The organism is Aquipuribacter nitratireducens, assembly GCF_037860835.1.
Lineage (GTDB): Bacteria > Actinomycetota > Actinomycetes > Actinomycetales > JBBAYJ01 > Aquipuribacter > Aquipuribacter nitratireducens.
In genome coordinates this window covers 433,046-449,945 of the sequence record NZ_JBBEOG010000003.1, presented here as the reverse complement: position 1 = coordinate 449,945, position 16,900 = coordinate 433,046, and the positions used below count along the sequence as shown (strand labels likewise).

Below are 16,900 nucleotides of genomic sequence, written 5' to 3'. Positions count from 1 at the left end.
ACGACCCGGACCACAGGAGGACCCATGGGCATGATCGGACGACTTCTCGGCACGGCCCGGCGCACGGCGTCGACCGGCGGCGGCACGGCGCGTCGCCGCCCGCGCGGCACCACGGGCACGACAGGCGCGACGCGGGGCGGCGGGCTGCTCAGCGGGCTGCTGCGACGCAAGGGGCTCTGACCCCGACCGGGACCGCCCGTCGCCGCTCGCACAGGGTGGCGGCCGGGCGGTTCCGGTGCCCGGATGAGGGGGTGCTCCGGTGGCACGCGAGCACCTTCCGGCTCGACGGCGAGCCGGTCGCGGGCCCGCGGTGTCGCCGCAGCCCCGCTTCGAGGTCCGCGAGGACGACGGCCGGGTGCAGGTCCGCGTCGTCACGCCGCCGGGAGTCGACGCGAGCTGAGCCGCCCGGGTGCACGACCGGCGTACCGGGCACACGGCCCGTCCCGCCGGCCGATGCGGGACCAACGTCCGTGGCGCTCCCGCCGTGCGGGGGCAGGCTCGACGGTGTCGGGTCCCCGCCGGGACGCACGCGTCCACGGAGAGGAGCGGACGATGGAGTACCGCACGGTGGTCGTCGGCTACGACGGGTCGGACGACGCCGAGAGGGCGGTCGACGCGGCCGCCGACGAGGTGAGCGAGGGCGGGACCGTCCATGTCGTGACGGCCTTCGTGCCGTCGCCGGTCGGTGACGTCCTGCTGCCCACGGAGCTGGTCGGTGCCGGGCCCGTCGCCGGTGACCCGCACGGCGTCGAGGCAGCCCGGCAGCGCGTCGCGCTCAAGCGGCTGCGGCGACAAGGGGTCGCGTGCGAGGGGCACCTCGTGCCCGACGGCGCCGCCGCGGCGATCCTCGACGTCGCCCGCCGCGAGCACGCCGACCTCGTCGTCGTCGGTGGTCGTGGGCGAGGCGGCTCCCGGCGGTTCGTCCGCGGGAGCGTCGCGGCTCGCGTGGCGTCGCACGCCCCGGTCAGCGTCCTCGTCGTGCACGAGCCGCGAGCCGAGGGGGACTGACGTGGTGGCGTACCGGACCGTGGTCGTGGGCTACGACGGCTCACCCGACGCCGACCGGGCGGTGGCCGCGGCAGCGGACGAGGTGGCGGACGGCGGCACGGTCCACGTGGTCACCGCCTACCACCCCGTTCCGGTGAGCGACGTCATGCGTCGCCTCGACGAGCTGCCCGAGGAGTACCGCTGGGTGTGGGACCCCCACGCGACCGAGACCGAGCGGCAGCAGGCCGCGCTCGCACGGCTCCGCGCGCACGGGGTCGGCTGCGTCGGCCACGTCGTCGCCGACGACCCCGCGAAGGCCGTCCTCGACGTCAGCGAGCGCGAGCACGCCGACCTCGTCGTGGTCGGCGGCCGCGGCCTCGGCGCGGTGCACCGCTTCCTCCGCGGCAGCGTCTCGGCGCGGGTCGCCGCCCACGCGACCACGAGCGTCCTCGTGGTGCAGGACGCGCGACCTGCGGCTGATGGCTGACTGACGCCCTACGCTCCCGTCACGCGGGTCGGTCGGTGACGGCCCGCAGGAGCGGGAGGAGATGCCGTGCCGGGTGGACTCGTCGCGCTGCTCGACGACGTGGCCGCGCTCGCGAAGCTCGCGGCGGCGTCCGTGGACGACGTGGGGCTCGCTGCCGGGCGGGCCAGCGCGAAGGCGGCCGGTGTCGTCGTCGACGACACCGCCGTGACACCCCGCTACGTCCACGGTCTCGCGGCACAGCGCGAGCTGCCGATCATCGGCAGGATCGCGCGAGGCTCCTTGATCAACAAGGTGCTCGTCATCCTGCCGGTGGCGTTGCTGCTCAGCCAGTTCCTCCCGTGGCTGCTGACCCCGATCCTCATGCTCGGCGGCCTCTACCTGTCGTACGAGGGGGCGGAGAAGATCTGGGAGAAGCTCGCCCACCACGAGGCTCCCGCTGCGCCGGCCGCGGCGGTGGGCCCGGACCACGAGGCCACGGTGGTGCGCGGCGCGGTCCGGACCGACTTCATCCTCTCCGCGGAGATCATGGTCATCGCGCTCGACGAGGTGGCCTCGGAGCCGCTCGTGTCGCGTGCGGTGATCCTGCTCGTCGTGGCGCTCGGCATCACGGCGCTCGTCTACGGGGTCGTCGCCCTCATCGTGAAGATGGACGACTTCGGGCTGCGCCTCGCGGAGCGCGAGAGCGCCGGCGCCCGACGCGTGGGCCGCGGCCTCGTCGCCGGCATGCCGAAGGTGCTCGCGCTGCTGTCGACCGTCGGCATCGTGGCGATGCTGTGGGTCGGTGGCCACATCCTGCTCGTCGGGCTCGAGGAGCTCGGCGTGCCGTGGCCGTACGACGTCGTGCACACCGCGGAGGAGGCCGTCCGCGAGGCGACGGGCGCCGTCGGTGGCGTCCTCGCGTGGCTGACGAACACGCTGGGCTCCGCACTGCTCGGGGCGGTCGCCGGTGCCGTCCTCGTCGCGGCGATGACAGCCGTGAGGCGGCTCCGGGGCGGACGTGGGGGGCAGCCCGCCCACTGACACCGGAACGCGCGGACGCTTGTGTCGATCCAGCGCGGCCGGCACGCGGGGCCGATGCCGTTGGGTCCGGTTTCCGTACGTCGTGGCGCGGCGGGTGTCGGTGGCGTGGCCGTTGGGTCCGGTTCCCGGACGTCGTGGCGCGGCCACCGCCGATCCCGAGCGCGGAGTCGCCCTCAGCCCCGACGCGCGCCCACCACCCTGGGCAGCGCTCCGGATCGCGGCTAACGTCCCATTCGCCCCGAGACGGCGCGACGAGGAGGTCGGCGATGACAGTCACGCGACGAACGGTGTCCGGTGCCACAGCCGTGGTGATGGCGGTGGGAGCGCTCGCCCTCACCTCTGCCCCCGCAGGTGCGCGACCACCCGCGCCGACGGACGGTCCGGTCACGACACAGCGGGAGATGGTCGTGACGGCCAACCCGCTCGCCACGGCGGCCGGCGTCAAGGTGCTGCGGCAGGGCGGGACCGCGGCCGACGCCGCCGTCGCGGTACAGGCGGTCCTCGGCCTCGTGGAGCCGCAGTCGAGCGGGCTCGGCGGCGGTGCATTCGCCGTCTGGTACGACGCCGACACCGGCGAGGTCACGACGTACGACGCCCGGGAGACGGCACCGATGGCGGCGACGGAGGACCGTTTCGCGGGGCTCTCCTTCGTCACGGCCTGGCAGTCCGGACTGTCCGTCGGCGTGCCCGGCACGCCGATGCTCATGGAGACGCTGCACGACGAGCAGGGGCAGCGGCCCTGGCCGACGCTCTTCACCGACGGCATCCGGCTGGCCCAGGGCGGCTACGCGGTGACGGACCGCACCGCGGACCAGGTGAACTCGCTGCTGGCGCTCAACCCCAGCTGCACGGACCGGCTGTTCTTCCGGGACCCCACGGCCTTCGAGTACTTCACGAACGGCAGCGCGACCGACTGCGCCGCCGTGCCGGCCGGCACGCGCGTGCAGAACCCCGACTACGCCGACACGCTCCGAACGCTGCGATCGCAGGGGGCCGCCGGCTTCTACACCGGCGACCTGGCCGACGCCGTCGTCGAGGCCGTCACGACCGACCCCGCCATCCCCGGCGACATGACGCTCGCAGACCTGGCCGCGTACGAGGTCGTCGAGCGGGAGCCGGTGTGCCACGACTACCGCGGCCACGAGGTGTGCGGGATGGGGCCGCCGTCCTCCGGCGCGCTCGCCGTGGGCCAGATCCTCGGCATCCTGGAGAACGTCGACCTGGGCGAGGACCCGCTGGGCGAGGAGTTCGTCCACCTCTTCGCGCAGGCCGGACGCCTCGCCTTCGCCGACCGGAACCTCTACGTCGGCGACACGGACTACGTCACGGTGCCGGTCGAGGGCATGCTCGACGAGGACTACCTCGCCTCCCGCGCCGCGCTCATCACCGACATGGACATGGGCACCGCCGCGCCGGGGACGCCGCCGGGGGAGTTCGACCCGACCGCGCCGCAGACGAACGACGAGGGCGCCGGCACGAGCCACGTCTCGATCGTCGACCGGTACGGCAACGCCCTGTCGATGACGACGACCATCGAGTCGTCGTTCGGTAACGGGGTGATGGTCCCCGGTGGCGGGTTCCTGCTGAACAACGAGCTCACCGACTTCAGCTTCGCCCCGGTCGGTGCGGACGGCGTCCCCGTCGCCAACCGCGTGGAGCCCGGCAAGCGGCCGCGCAGCTCGATGTCGCCGACGATCGTGTTCGACCCCGCGGGCGACCTCGAGCTCGTCACCGGGTCGCCCGGCGGGTCCTCGATCATCGGCTACACGGCGCAGTCGATCGTCAACGTCCTCGACTTCGGCCTCGACCCGCAGACCGCCGTCGACGTGCCGCACCACCAGAACCGCAACGGCGCGACGAACCTCGAGGCGCCGATCCCCGGGGTGACGCTCGACTACGACGTGGAGGCGCTCGCCGCCGCGCTCGAGGCTCGCGGGCACCCCGTGAGCATCGGGACGCTGACGAGCGGCCTGTCGGTCATCCAGGTGACGGACGACGGGCTGGTCGGTGGTGCCGACCATCGCCGCGACGGCACGGTCGGCGGTCGCTGACCGCAGCGTCCGCCCGGAACGCGGCGGAGCGGGCCCCGTGAGGGACCCGCTCCGCTGTGACGCCCGTCGAGGTCGGCAGCGCGCCGACACCCGACCTCAGATGTCGTAGTACAGCTCGAACTCGTGGGGGTGCGGCCGCGACTGGATCGGCAGCACCTCGTTCTCGGTCTTCCACTCGACCCACGTCTCGATGAGGTCGGAGGTGAAGACGTCGCCCTCGGTGAGGAAGTCGTGGTCCTCCTGCAGGGCCCTGAGGACCTCGGGCAGCGTCGTCGGCACCTGCGGGATGTTCGCGTGCTCCTCGGGCGGCAGCTCGTAGAGGTCCTTGTCGACCGGGGCCGCGGGTTCGATGCGGTTCTTGATCCCGTCGATGCCGGCCATGAGCATGGCCGCGAACGCGAGGTACGGGTTGCTCGAGGGGTCGGGCGCCCGGAACTCGATCCGCTTGGCCTTCGGCGAGGAGCCGGTGATCGGCACGCGGATCGCCGCAGAGCGGTTGCGCGCGGAGTACACGAGGTTGACGGGTGCCTCGAAGCCCGGCACGAGGCGGTGGTAGCTGTTGACGGTCGGGTTGGTGAACGCCAGCAGTGCGGGGGCGTGGGCGAGGATGCCGCCGATGTACCAGCGGGCTGTGTCGGACAGCCCGCCGTAGCCGGACTCGTCGAAGAACAGCGGCTCGCCGTCCTTCCACAGCGACTGGTGCGCGTGCATGCCCGAGCCGTTGTCGCCGAAGACGGGCTTCGGCATGAACGTCGCGGTCTTGCCGTGCTTCCACGCCGTGTTCTTGATGACGTACTTGAACTTCATGAGGTCGTCGGCGGCGTGGAGCAGCGTGTTGAACTTGTAGTTGATCTCCGCCTGACCGGCGGCGCCGACCTCGTGGTGCGCACGCTCGACCTCGAGACCGACCTGCGTCAGCGTGCGGACCATGTCGTCGCGCATGTCGGCGAAGTGGTCGGTAGGGGAGACCGGGAAGTACCCGGACTTGTACCGGGTCTTGTAGCCGCGGTTGCCACCCTCCTCCTGGCGCGCGGTGTTCCACTGCGCCTCGATGGAGTCGATCTCGTAGTAGCCGGTGTTCTGCTTCGTCTCGAACCGCACGTCGTCGAAGACGTAGAACTCCGCCTCGGGGCCGAAGAACGCGGTGTCGGCGATGCCGGTGCCCTTGAGGTACGCCTCGGCCTTCGCGGCGACGACACGCGGGTCACGGCTGTACGGCTCGCTCGTGAAGGGGTCGACGATCGAGTGGGTGATGACGAGCGTCTTGGCGCTGCGGTACGGGTCGACGTAGGCGGTCGCGGGGTCCGGGATGAGCTTCATGTCGGACTCGTGGATCGCCTGGAAGCCGCGGATGGACGAGCCGTCGAACATCTGCCCGTCCTCGAACGCCGAGGCGTCGAAGGCGGCGGCGGGCATCGTGAAGTGCTGCATGATGCCGGGCAGGTCGCAGAAGCGGACGTCGACGAACTCGACGCCCTCGTCGGCGATGTACTTGAGGACCTCGTCGGCGGAGCTGAACATCTGATCTCCTGTCGCAGGCGGTGCTCGGGCAGGGTGCACACCGGACGGCGTGCGCAGCGGGTTCGCGGGGCACGGTACGGATCACGGCGTCGACCGGCACGCTAGACACGGGCGGTGTCGCCACCGTGTCCCGTGTGTTTCGGGCACGTGACGAGCGGCGGGCGCCCGTCACAGCCGTGTGACGGCTCCGTAGGCTGGACCGGTGGCGACCGGACGGGACGGCAGCGCGGACGGCGACGGGGACGACGGGTCCGCCCGACGGGGGGCCCTCGGTGGCTGGCTGAGCGGACCCGGGGGGCCGCGCGAGAGCACGCAGGCGTACCCGGGTCAGCGTCTCGGGCGTCCGGCGGAGGGACCGGGCTCGGTCGCGGGCGTCGGGCGCCGTGCCCTCGCCCTGCTCGTCGACTGGCTCCTCGCCGTCCTCGTCGCGGGGGCGTTCCTCGACGGCCTCGGCTCCTTCGGTCCGCTCGTGGTGTTCGTCGTCGTCCAGGTGCTGCTCGTCGGGACGATCGGCACCGCGGTGGGTCACCGCGTGCTCGGCCTCGTCGTCGTGCGACCGGACGGTTCGGCCGTGGGTCCGCTGCCGGCGCTGGTCCGCACGCTCCTGCTCGCGCTCGTCGTGCCCGCCGTGGTCCTCGACGAGGACTCCCGCGGGTTGCACGACCGCGCAGCGGGGACCGTCGTCGTGCGCCGCTAGCCGGCCTCGACGCCGAGGGGCGTCAGCGGCCCCGCATCGCGCGCCGGTCGGCGCGGGCCCGGTAGGGGTCGATCCCCTTCGGCACGGCGGCGCGGAGGCCGCCGAGCGCCTGCATCCGCTTGACGACGGCGCTCACCTCGGCGCCGGTGAGGGTGCGCGGCATGCGCATGAGCCGTCGCGACACCTTGCGCAGCGGCGTCTGGTCGGGGCCGTTGCCGACGTGGACCACGTGCACCGGCACGCCGGACGCCACGCGGGAGTGCCGCTTCTTCTCCGACTCCGCGAGGCGGAGCGTCCGCGGCAGCGGACCCTCGACGAGCAGGACGATGCCCGGCTTGCCGACGGCGCGGAACACGAGGTCACCGGTGCGCGGGTCCGCCCCCACGGGCTCCTCCGACGTCGTCCACCCGCGCCGCAGCTGCTGCATGACGATGGCCGTGGCGCCCTGCCGTCCGTCGACCTGCGCGAACAGCGCCTTGTCGGCCCGGCGGGTGAGGACGAACAGCCCGACGAGCAGCGCCGTCAGCACCGCCGTGAGGACGCCCATGACGGTCGTGAAGACGCTGCCGGCCACGACCAGCGTGAGGACCACGCCGACGGCGAGCACGACGAGCGCGGAGCCGATCACCCACAGCGGCGCCGCCTTGTCGTACTGGGTCGTGAGGCGCCAGACGGCGGCGAACTGCTTGAGTCGGCCCTGCTTCTTCGGGGCGTCGGCGGCGGGGAAGTCCTTGCGGGCCATGGCCCCGAGGATAGGGGCGGCTCAGGCGACGGCGGAGCGCGCCGCCAGCGCCTCCCGGTACAGCCGGCCCGCGCGGTAGCTCGAGCGGACCAGGGGACCGGACATGACGCCGAGGAAGCCGATCTCCCGGGCCTCGTCCTGCAGCTCGACGAACTCCTCCGGCTTCACCCACCGCTCGACGGGGTGGTGGCGCGGCGTGGGACGCAGGTACTGGGTGATGGTGATGAGGTCGGTACCGGCCTCGTGGAGGTCCCGCAGCGCCTGCGACACCTCCTCGCGGGTCTCGCCCATGCCGAGGATGAGGTTCGACTTCGTCACCAGCCCCGCGGCGCGACCCTGCGTGAGGACGTCGAGGGAGCGCTCGTACGTGAACGCCGGTCGGATCCGCTTGAACACCCGGGGCACGGTCTCGACGTTGTGGGCGAACACCTCGGGTGCGGCGTCGAAGACCTGCTGGAGCAGCTCCGGCACGCCGTTGAAGTCGGGGACGAGGATCTCGACGCCGGTGTCGGGGTTGAGGGTGTGGATCTGCCGGATCGTCTCGGCGTACAGCCACGCACCGCCGTCGGGCTGGTCGTCCCGGGCGACGCCGGTGACCGTCGCGTACCGCAGGCCCATCGTCTGCACGCTCTCCGCGACGCGCCGCGGCTCGTCGCGGTCCAGCGGCTCCGGCCGGCCGGTGTCGATCTGGCAGAAGTCGCAGCGCCGGGTGCACTGCCCGCCGCCGATGAGGAACGTCGCCTCGCGGTCCTCCCAGCACTCGAAGATGTTGGGGCAGCCCGCCTCCTGGCACACCGTGTGGAGGCCCTCGTCCTTCACGAGCTTCTGCAGCGCGGTGTACTCGGGGCCGGTGCGGACCCGCGTCTTGATCCACGACGGCTTCTTCTCGATGGGGACGGAGGCGTTGCGCGCCTCGACCCGCAGCATGCGACGACCTTCGGGGGCGACAGTCACGCGTCCCACGGTACGCCGCGTCGCGACCGCGTCCTGCGGCGCGGTGCGCCGGCGCATTCCATAGGCTCCCGCGCATGGAGCTGCGCGTGTTCACCGAGCCCCAGGAGGGCGCCTCGTACGAGGACCTCCTCGCGGTCGCCCGCACGGCCGAGGAGTGCGGGTTCGGGGCGTTCTTCCGCTCCGACCACTACCTCGCGTTCAGCGGCGACGGCCTGCCCGGCCCGACCGACGCGTGGGTGACGCTCGCGGGGCTCGCCCGGGAGACCTCGACGATCCGCCTCGGCACGCTCGTCACGGCGGCGACGTTCCGGCACCCCGGCCCGCTCGCGATCTCCGTCGCGCAGGTCGACCGGATGTCGGGCGGGCGCGTCGAGCTCGGTCTCGGCGCCGGCTGGTTCGCGCGGGAGCACGAGGCGTACGGACTGGACTTCCCGCCGGTGAAGGAGCGCTTCGACCGCTACGAGGAGCAGCTCGCGGTCGTGACGGGTCTCCTCGGCACCCCGCTCGGGGCGAGCTTCTCCTACGAGGGCGAGCACTACCGCGTCGTCGACAGCCCCGCGCTGCCCAAGCCCGCGCAGGAGCACGTGCCGGTCATCGTGGGCGGCGGCGGGAAGCAGCGGACCCCGCGCCTCGCCGCGCACCACGCCGACGAGTTCAACATGCCGTTCGCCGCGCTCGACACCGTCGAGGCCCAGTTCGGGCGGGTGCGCGCCGCGTGCGAGGCCGTCGACCGCGACCCCGCGACCATGACGTTCTCGGCGGCGCTCACGGTCGCCGTGGGCGCCGACGACGCGGAGGTCGAGCGGCGAGCGGTGGCCGCCGGCGGCACGGCGGAGCGGCTGCGCGCCGACGGCGTCGCCGGCACGCCCGACGAGGTCGTCGAGACCCTGCAGCGGTGGGCGGCGATCGGGTGCGAACGCGTGTACCTGCAGGTCATGGACCTCCACGACCTCGACCACCTGCGGCTGGTGGCCGAGGAGGTCCTGCCGCGCGTGCGGTGAGCAGCCGGCCGCTGACCGTCGTCCTCGACGTCGACACGGGCGTCGACGACGCCCTCGCCCTGCCGTCGCCGAGCCGGCCCTCGACCTGCGGGCCGTGACGTGCGTCGGGGGCAACACCGACCTGCCCGACGTCCTCGCCAACACGACGGCCGTGCTCGCCGCGGCCGGTGCGGACCTCCCCGTCCACGCCGGGCTCGCGCACCCCGGCGGCGGGCCGGCGGTCGAGGTCGGCGAGCGGTGGCAGGGCGCCGACGGGCTCATGGGCTGCCGGCCGGCCCCGGACGCGTCACGCGGGCGTCCACCGCTGGCGGTTGTCGAGGAGCGCGCGACGGACGCGCTGGCGCGGCTGGCCGTCGAGGGCGGCCTCACGCTGGTCCCGCTCGGTCCCCAGTCGACCGTCGCCGACCTCGCGCGGGCACACGAGGCTGCCTTCGCCCGGCTCGGCCGCATCCACTTCATGGGCGGGAGCGGCAGCGGGGGCAACGTCACCCCCGCCGCCGAGTTCAACGTCCACCACGATCCCGCGGCCGCCGACACGGTCCTGCGGACGGCGGGCAGGTGCGGCGTACCGGTCACGATGTACGGGTTGGAGGTGTTCGGCCGGGTCCGCGTTCCCCCCGACCGGGTCCGCGCGCTGAGCGAGGCCGCGCACCCCGCGCTCCGGCTGGCCGGTCGCCTCCTCCTCGCCGCCGCGGCCAAGGAGGGCGCGCCGGACGCGACCATCGGGGACGCGGGCGCCGTCGCCGCCCTCGCGCGACCCGATCTCGTCACCGTGCGGCGCAGGCCCGTCGCCGTGCAGGTGGACGGCGGTCCCGCCCGGGGTCAGACCGTCGTCGACCGACGGGCGTCGGGCCCACCGGCAGGGGAGGGGTGGACCGACGTGGACGTCGTCGAGGACGTCGACGGGGCCGCCCTGGCGGCGTGGTTCGTCGACACCTTGGAGGCGTTCTTCGGCTGAGTCCGGGAGGCCCGTCCTGCCGGCTCAGCCGGCCGGCAGGACCGCGAGGACCTCGCGCTCGACGAGAGGCAGGACCGCCTCCACAGTGACCCGGCGGCCGAGCTCCTCGCTCAGCGAGGTCACGCCCGCGTCCGGGATGCCGCACGGGACGATCGGTGCGGCCCACGACAGGTCGCAGTCGCAGTTGAGCGCGAACCCGTGCATCGTCACGCCCCGCGCCACCCGGATCCCGATCGCCGCGACCTTGCGGTCGCGACCGCGCGGGCCGGGGGAGCCGTCGCCCCGGACCCACACCCCGGAACGCCCCTCGACCTGCTCGGTCGCGAGGCCGAGCGTCGCGCACACGGCGATGAGCGCGGTCTCGAGCCGCCGCACGTACGCGACCACGTCGACGGGCTCCGGCAGGCGCACGAGCGGGTAGCCGACGAGCTGTCCCGGACCGTGCCACGTGATCTTGCCGCCGCGGTCGACGTCGACGACCGGGGTGCCGTCGATCGGTCGTTCGTGGGGGGCGGTGCGCTTGCCGGCGGTGTAGACGGCCTCGTGCTCGAGCAGGAGCAGGCGGCCCGGTCCACCGTGGACGACCTTCTCGTGCTCCTCGCGCTGGCGCTGCCAGCCGTCGAGGTAGGGGACCAGGCCGTCGAGCCGCTCGACGAGGACGCGTGCCGAGGGAGCGGCTGCGTCGGTGGCCGCGGTCGTGGTGCTGGTCGTGATCGGGGCGCTCACGGCTCCATCGTCGCACCGAGGAGCGCGACGAGCGCCGCGCGGAAGTCCGCGAGGTCGCAGTGCTCCGCGACGACGTCGTCGACGATGCGCAGGTCGAGACCGGACCCGGCGACGTCGACGAAGGCCGCGCGGCCGGCGTCGGTGAGCCGGACGAGGCGGCGACGCCGGTCCGCCGGGTCCGGGGACCGCTCGACGTGTCCCGCCCGCTCGAGGCGGTCGAGGGTCCGCGACATCGTCTGGTCCTCGACCTTCGTGCGCGCCGCGACCTCGTGCTGCGACAGCGGCTGCTGCAGCAGGTGCGCGAGGACCCCGAAGCCGGCGTGGGTGAGGCCGTGCGCGGCGAGGCCCTCGTTCCAGCGCTGCTCGACGAGCCGCGCCGCCGTCGACAGCAGGCGCCCGGTCGCCCACGTCGTGACGTCGTCGTCGCCCGGTGCCGCCGCGGCGGCCGCAGGGTCTGGCACCGACGTCACCACAGGTCGCACGCTAGCCCCGTCGGCCTCGGCGTGCCGGGTCGGTCCCACCCCTATATCGTACGCCTGCTGATGGTTCGCAGACGAAAGGACACTGTCGTGGCCGACGGCAGCCCCGCCCACCGCGCCGCCCCGGCGGCGGCCGAAGCGGCACCGCCCGCCCCCACGTCCCGCGTCCGCTGGCTCGTGCCCGCGGTGCTGCTGCTCGTGTGGCTCGCGGTCGCGAGCGTCGGCGGACCCTTCCAGGGCCGCCTCGCGGAGGTGCAGGAGAACGACGCCGCCGCGTTCCTGCCGGACGGCGTCGAGTCGACGCTGGTCACGGAGCTCGCCGAGGGCTTCCGCGACGACGCGACCTTCCCCGCCTTCCTCGTCGTCGAGAGCACGGACGGCGAGCCGCTCGGCCCGGAGGAGCTGCAGGCCGTGGGGGACCTCGCCGCCGGTGTCCCCGACGAGCCCGTCGTCGTCGGGACGACGGACGACGACCTCGCCGACGCCGTGGTGGGCGACTTCCTCGCCCTCCCGGACGCCGGGGCGGCCCCGGCCGGCCCACCGGGAGCGGGCCCGCTGCCGCTGGTCCCCGCGGCGGACGGCGAGGCCGTGCTCGTCCTCCTCCCGTTCGACGCCGACGCGGTCGAGGAGCAGCTCGCCGACGGTGAGAGCGCGCTGCCCGTCGTCGTGGAGGCGCTCCGGGAGGCCGACGACGAGGCGCTGCCCGACGGTCTCACCTCGTACGTCGCGGGTCCGGCGGGCACCCTCGCCGACTTCACCGCGGCGTTCGGCGAGATCGACGGGATCCTGCTCGGGGTCGCGCTCACCGCCGTCCTCGTCATCCTGCTGCTCGTCTACCGCAGCCCCGCGCTGCCCTTCCTCGTCATCCTGTCGTCCGTCTTCGCCCTCGCCGCGGCCAGCGTCGTGGTGTACGTCCTCGCGCGGGAGGGCGTCGTCGACCTCAACGGCCAGAGCCAGGGGATCCTCTTCATCCTCGTCGTCGGTGCCGCCACCGACTACGCGCTGCTCCTCGTCGCCCGCTACCGGGAGGAGCTGCGCCGCACCGACGACCGCTACGCCGCCATGCGGACCGCCTGGCGCCGCGCGGTCGAGCCGGTCGTCGCCTCCGGCGCGACGGTCATCCTCGGCCTGCTGTGCCTGCTGCTGTCCGACCTCGGCAGCAACCGGGGCCTGGGGCCCGTCGCCTCCGTCGGCATCGTCACGGCGATGCTGTCGGCCCTCACGTTCCTGCCGGCCGCGCTCCTCGTCCCCGCGCCCGTCATCGGGCTGCTGGCGGTGGCGGCGGGGGCAGGCGTCCCGGCCGCGGTGACCGCGCTCTCGGGCGGGTCGGCGACCGCGGTCCTCGCCGCGGCGGTCGTCGGTGCCGTCGTCGCCGTCGCCGTCGCGGTCCTCGTGGGGCTCCGGCTGCGCCGACGTCGCCGGGCGCGGGCCGCGGCGGGGGAGCCGACGGGCGCCGGGCGCTGGGTCTTCTGGCCGGCGGAGCCGCACCTGGGGGAGGTCGGACCGGAGGGCCGCGGCGTGTGGGCGCGGGTCGCGGGCCTCGTCGGGCGCCGACCCCGCCGCGTGTGGGTGTCGACCGTCGTCGGCCTCGGCGCCCTGGCGGCGTGCCTGCCGCTGCTCGACGCCACCGGGGTCGCCCAGTCCGACGTGTTCCTCGTCGAGGTCGAGTCCGTCGCGGGCCAGGACGTGCTCGCGGAGCACTTCCCGGCCGGGGCGGACTCCCCGACCCTCGTCCTCGCCGACGAGGTCCTCGCCGACGACGTCCTCGACGTCGTCCGTGCGGACCCGGGCGTCACGTCCGCCGACCTGACGCGCGCGCCGGGGTCCGACCCGACGCAGCCCGGCGAGCCCGTCGTCAGCGACGGCCGCGTGCAGGTGGAGGCGGTTCTCGCCGACCCGGCGGACTCCCTCGCCGCGCAGGACACCGTCGAGCGGCTGCGGGAGGACCTGGACGCGGTGTCGGAGGAGGCACTCGTCGGCGGGTCCACGGCGCAGCAGCTCGACGTGCTGCAGGTGTCGACGGCCGACCTCTACCGGATCATCCCGGTGGTCCTCGGGGTGATCTTCGTCGTGCTCGCGCTCCTGCTGCGCAGCATCGTCGCGCCGGCGCTCATCCTCGCCGCGAACATCCTGTCCTTCGCCGCGACGCTCGGCGCCGCGGCCCTCGTCTTCACGTACGTGCTCGGCTACCCCGGTGCGGACCCGGCGGTCCCGCTCTTCGGCTTCGTCTTCCTCGTCGCGCTCGGGATCGACTACTCGATCTTCCTCATGACGCGGGTGCGGGAGGAGTCGGCGCGCGTCGGCACCCGGCCCGGGATCCTGTCCGGGCTGGCGGTCACGGGCGGGGTCATCACGTCGGCGGGCGTCGTCCTCGCGGCGACGTTCGCGGCCCTCGGGGTGCTCCCGATCCTCTTCCTCGCCCAGATCGCGTTCATCGTCGCGTTCGGCGTCCTCCTCGACACCCTCGTGGTGCGCTCGCTCCTCGTGCCGGCGCTGTCGTACGACATCGGGCGGCGGGTGTGGTGGCCGCACCGGCTGTCACGGGCTGACGCGCCGGGGGAGCAGGTGGCCGCCGGGCACGGCAGGCACGTGGAGGAGCCGGAGCCCGTCGCCGCCGGCTGAGGGAGGCGAGCCGGGCGCCGTCGCCCGTCGCGCCCGTCAGGTCGCGGCGAGCACGAGGATCGCCGCGAGGAGGGCGACCTCCACCCCGGCGCCGAGCACGTCGCCGGTGAGACCGCCGAGACGCCGGGTGCCGTGCCACGCCACGGCACCCGCCGCCGCGGCCGCGGCGACCGGCACGAGCACGGCGGGAGCGGGGCCGAGCCCGGCGACCGCTCCCACCGCGCCGCACAGCAGGAGCGGCACGGGCGCGAGCGCGACGGGGACGCTGCCGACGACGGCCGCGCCGAGACCGCCGGAACGGGCAGGGCGCAGGCCCCGCACGCACAAAAGGGCGAGGACCGCGCGGGACGCCGCCCACGCCAGGACGAGCTGCGCTCCGGACCACCACGGCGCCGCACCCGAGGCGACCCCGGCGACGACGGCGCCCACGCCGAGCACCTGGCCGCCGAGGACGAGCACGAGCACGGTCGCGCCGGCAGGCCCGACATCGCCCCGCCGCATCACCTCGAGGGCGCGCTCGGCGGTACGACCGGCCACCAGGCCGTCGGCGGTGTCGGCGAGGCCGTCGACGTGGAGGAAGCGCGTGAGGAGCACCCCCGCGCCGACACCGGCCACCCCTGCGGGCGCGGCGGGCACCCCGAGCAGGACGAGCAGCGTCGCGGTCGCCGCGACACCCAGCCCGACCACGGCGCCCGGCAGGACGGCCGTCACCATGGCGACGGCCGCGGCGTCCCGGTCGACGCTCCTCGGCGCCGGGACCTGCAGCACGGTGAGGGTCCCGAAGCCGAGCCGCAGCCCGTCGACCACGTGTCCGGAGCGCCCGCGCGACCCGGCACGCCCGCTGCGGCGGCTCACCCGGGCAGCACGTCGGCGAGGAGCGCCGTCTCGGCGAGCAGGGTCGCGGCCGAGCTCAGCAGCGGCAGGGCGGCGAGCGCCCCGCTGCCCTCGCCGAGACGCATCCCGAGGTCGAGCAGGGGGTCCAGGCCGAGGGCGACGAGGGCGGGGGAGTGCGCGGGCTCGGCGGAACGGTGCCCGGCCGCCCACCACGCCGCTGACCCGGGGGCCGCCCGCTCCGCGGCGAGTGCCGCGGCCGTGACGACGACCCCGTCGAGCAGGACGGGCGTGCGGCGGCGGGCCGCCCGCGCGCACAGACCCGCCATGGCGGCGAGGTCGGCACCCCCCAGCCCACCCAGCAGCCGCCGGGGGTCGTCGCCGTGCGCGTCGCGGGCGCGGGTGACGGCGGCCGTGACGACCTCCCGCTTGCGTGCGAGGGCGTCCCCGTCGACGCCCGTCCCCCGCCCGGTGAGGACAGCGGGGTCGCCGTCGAGCAGCGCGCACACGAGCGCCGCCGCCGGCGTCGTGTTGCCGATGCCCATGTCCCCGACGAGGAGGAGGTCGGCGCCCGCGTCGACGGAGGCGTCCGCGAGCGCGGCGCCCGCGGCGAGCGCGGCGTCGGTCTCCTCGGGGGTGAGTGCGTCGTCGGTGTCGATGCTGCCGGAGCCGCGCCGCACCTTGTGCGCAGTGAGGGCGGGGTCGGTGCCGGGCGGCCAGTCGGTGTCGACGGCGAGGTCGTGGGTGTGGACGTGGACGCCGAGCTGCCGCGCGAGCACCGTGGCCGCCGCGCCGCCGTCGAGGAACGCCCGCACCATGAGGGGGGTCACCGCGGCGGGGAACGCCGACACGCCCCGCGCGACGACGCCGTGGTCGCCGGCGACGACGTGGAGGTCGACGCGCCGGGGCGCCGGGGGCACCGGCACCCCCCGCACGCCCGCCCACCAGACGGCGAGCTCCCCGAGCCGGCCGAGGGCGCCCGGCGGTGTCGCGAGCGAGGCGAGCCGCTCACGGGCGGCGGCCGCGGCGGCCGCGTCGGGCGCCGGGACGTCGGTGGCGTCGGGCGCCCTCACGCCGGCAGCCGGCGCACGTCGAGCGGCTCCTCGACGGCCGTGCCGTCCGGTCCCCGCTCCACGACGTAGGCGCCTGCGCCGGGACGCTCCGCGACGGCCTCGACGAGGGCGGTGCCCCGGTAGACGAGCCCGACGCCGTCGTCGGTGCAGTACGTGCGCCCGAGGGTCCCGTCGCCGACGAGGGCGTGGACCAGGGGACGGCGCCGCTCCTCCGAGTCGTAGTGGACGCCGTTGGCGTACGGCAGGAGCCCGAGCGCGTCGGTCACGGGGTCGAGGTCCGGGCCGAAGGAGTCGGTGGTGCCGCCCGTGTGCCAGCAGATGGAGCCCGCGCTCACCCCGCCGAGGACCACACCGGCCTGCCACACGTCACGGAACACCCGGTCGAGGCCGTGGGCGCGCCAGACGGCGAGGAGGTTCACGACCGAGCCGCCGTTGACCCACACCACGTCGGCGTCGTGCAGGTGCCCGGGCGCGTCGTCGACGCTCGGCATGGGGAACAGCGCGAGGTTCGTGAGGTCCACCCCGGCGGCGCGGCCGGCCTCGCTCGCCCACTGCTGCCAGTGCGCCTGGTCGCCGCCCGCCGTGTGGAGCACGGTCACGCGGGGGGTGCGGCCGTGCGCGCCGGACAGGTCGAGGCAGTGGTGGAGCAGCGGGCCGAAGGCGAGGCGGGTGCGGTGCCCCGGCACCCACCCCCCGGACGTCGCGACGATGGTGGGGGCGTCGGCGGGCACGGGCGGTCCTCCTGCGGGTC

The 16,900-nt window shown here is 74.9% G+C and carries 17 protein-coding genes; 9 read left to right on the top strand and 8 right to left on the bottom strand.

The features are described 5' to 3' along the window. Positions 1-30 precede the first annotated feature (30 nt). The 5 genes from WAB14_RS08380 to ggt all read left to right on the top strand — a co-directional run bounded on the left by WAB14_RS08380 (position 31) and on the right by ggt (position 4,545). On the top strand, positions 31-180 hold the full coding sequence (locus tag WAB14_RS08380; protein WP_340269107.1) for a hypothetical protein: 150 nt from the start codon (positions 31-33) through the stop codon (positions 178-180). A gap of 372 nt (positions 181-552) precedes the next feature. Then, on the top strand, positions 553-1,008 hold the full coding sequence (locus WAB14_RS08375; RefSeq protein WP_340269106.1) for a universal stress protein: 456 nt from the start codon (positions 553-555) through the stop codon (positions 1,006-1,008). A 1-nt stretch (position 1,009) separates the two neighbouring features. Further along, on the top strand, positions 1,010-1,474 hold the full coding sequence (locus WAB14_RS08370) for a universal stress protein (RefSeq protein WP_340269105.1): 465 nt from the start codon (positions 1,010-1,012) through the stop codon (positions 1,472-1,474). A gap of 66 nt (positions 1,475-1,540) precedes the next feature. Beyond that, positions 1,541-2,494, top strand: coding sequence for a DUF808 domain-containing protein (locus tag WAB14_RS08365; RefSeq protein ID WP_340269104.1), 954 nt, complete (start codon positions 1,541-1,543; stop codon positions 2,492-2,494). Positions 2,495-2,760: 266 nt separating this feature from the next. Then, positions 2,761-4,545, top strand: a complete 1,785-nt coding sequence (gene ggt, locus WAB14_RS08360; protein WP_340269103.1) for a gamma-glutamyltransferase — start codon at positions 2,761-2,763, stop codon at positions 4,543-4,545. A 96-nt stretch (positions 4,546-4,641) separates the two neighbouring features. Here ggt and glnA read toward each other — a convergent pair whose 3' ends face one another. Next, positions 4,642-6,066 (bottom strand): type I glutamate--ammonia ligase, encoded by a 1,425-nt coding sequence (gene glnA / locus WAB14_RS08355; protein WP_340269102.1) that lies wholly within the window; start codon positions 6,064-6,066, stop codon positions 4,642-4,644. Positions 6,067-6,268: 202 nt separating this feature from the next. Here glnA and WAB14_RS08350 point away from each other — a divergent pair, with 202 nt between their 5' ends. Further along, a complete protein-coding gene (locus WAB14_RS08350) occupies positions 6,269-6,763 on the top strand; it encodes an RDD family protein (protein WP_340269101.1) in 495 nt (164 codons plus the stop codon). Between the two features lie 22 nt (positions 6,764-6,785). Here WAB14_RS08350 and WAB14_RS08345 read toward each other — a convergent pair whose 3' ends face one another. Next, positions 6,786-7,505 (bottom strand): DUF4191 family protein, encoded by a 720-nt coding sequence (locus WAB14_RS08345; protein WP_340269100.1) that lies wholly within the window; start codon positions 7,503-7,505, stop codon positions 6,786-6,788. Positions 7,506-7,526: 21 nt separating this feature from the next. After that, positions 7,527-8,459, bottom strand: coding sequence for a lipoyl synthase (lipA, locus tag WAB14_RS08340; RefSeq protein WP_340269099.1), 933 nt, complete (start codon positions 8,457-8,459; stop codon positions 7,527-7,529). A gap of 74 nt (positions 8,460-8,533) precedes the next feature. On the opposite strand from lipA, the gene WAB14_RS08335 reads away from it, so the two are divergent. Further along, positions 8,534-9,460 (top strand): LLM class F420-dependent oxidoreductase, encoded by a 927-nt coding sequence (locus WAB14_RS08335; protein WP_340269098.1) that lies wholly within the window; start codon positions 8,534-8,536, stop codon positions 9,458-9,460. A 94-nt stretch (positions 9,461-9,554) separates the two neighbouring features. Further along, positions 9,555-10,418: a nucleoside hydrolase gene (locus WAB14_RS08330; protein WP_340269097.1), complete on the top strand. Its 864-nt coding sequence runs from the start codon at positions 9,555-9,557 to the stop codon at positions 10,416-10,418. A gap of 24 nt (positions 10,419-10,442) precedes the next feature. Here the strand turns inward: WAB14_RS08330 and lipB are convergent, their stop codons facing one another. Further along, positions 10,443-11,144 carry a lipoyl(octanoyl) transferase LipB gene (gene lipB, locus WAB14_RS08325; protein WP_340269096.1) on the bottom strand — a complete coding sequence of 234 codons (702 nt, stop codon included), beginning with the start codon at positions 11,142-11,144 and terminating at the stop codon, positions 10,443-10,445. Beyond that, the gene (locus WAB14_RS08320) at positions 11,141-11,605 is read right to left on the bottom strand and encodes a MarR family winged helix-turn-helix transcriptional regulator (RefSeq protein WP_340269095.1); all 465 of its coding nucleotides are present in this window, start codon (positions 11,603-11,605) and stop codon (positions 11,141-11,143) included. Before WAB14_RS08320 ends, lipB begins: the two co-directional genes overlap by 4 nt. Positions 11,606-11,713: 108 nt before the next feature. Between WAB14_RS08320 and WAB14_RS08315 the strand changes: the two genes are divergently transcribed. Then, the gene (locus WAB14_RS08315) at positions 11,714-14,245 is read left to right on the top strand and encodes an MMPL family transporter (RefSeq protein ID WP_340269094.1); all 2,532 of its coding nucleotides are present in this window, start codon (positions 11,714-11,716) and stop codon (positions 14,243-14,245) included. A 36-nt stretch (positions 14,246-14,281) separates the two neighbouring features. Here WAB14_RS08315 and WAB14_RS08310 read toward each other — a convergent pair whose 3' ends face one another. Genes WAB14_RS08310 through WAB14_RS08300 form a run of 3 tightly spaced genes read right to left on the bottom strand, consistent with a single transcriptional unit; the run spans position 14,282 to position 16,880 of the window. Beyond that, positions 14,282-15,100 (bottom strand): adenosylcobinamide-GDP ribazoletransferase, encoded by an 819-nt coding sequence (locus WAB14_RS08310; protein WP_340269093.1) that lies wholly within the window; start codon positions 15,098-15,100, stop codon positions 14,282-14,284. Beyond that, a complete protein-coding gene (gene cobT, locus WAB14_RS08305) occupies positions 15,097-16,149 on the bottom strand; it encodes a nicotinate-nucleotide--dimethylbenzimidazole phosphoribosyltransferase (protein ID WP_340269092.1) in 1,053 nt (350 codons plus the stop codon). The genes WAB14_RS08310 and cobT overlap by 4 nt, the downstream gene beginning before the upstream one ends. Beyond that, complete coding sequence (locus tag WAB14_RS08300; protein ID WP_340269091.1) at positions 16,146-16,880, bottom strand: Type 1 glutamine amidotransferase-like domain-containing protein; 735 nt, start codon at positions 16,878-16,880, stop codon at positions 16,146-16,148. The genes cobT and WAB14_RS08300 overlap by 4 nt, the downstream gene beginning before the upstream one ends. Positions 16,881-16,900 lie beyond the last annotated feature (20 nt).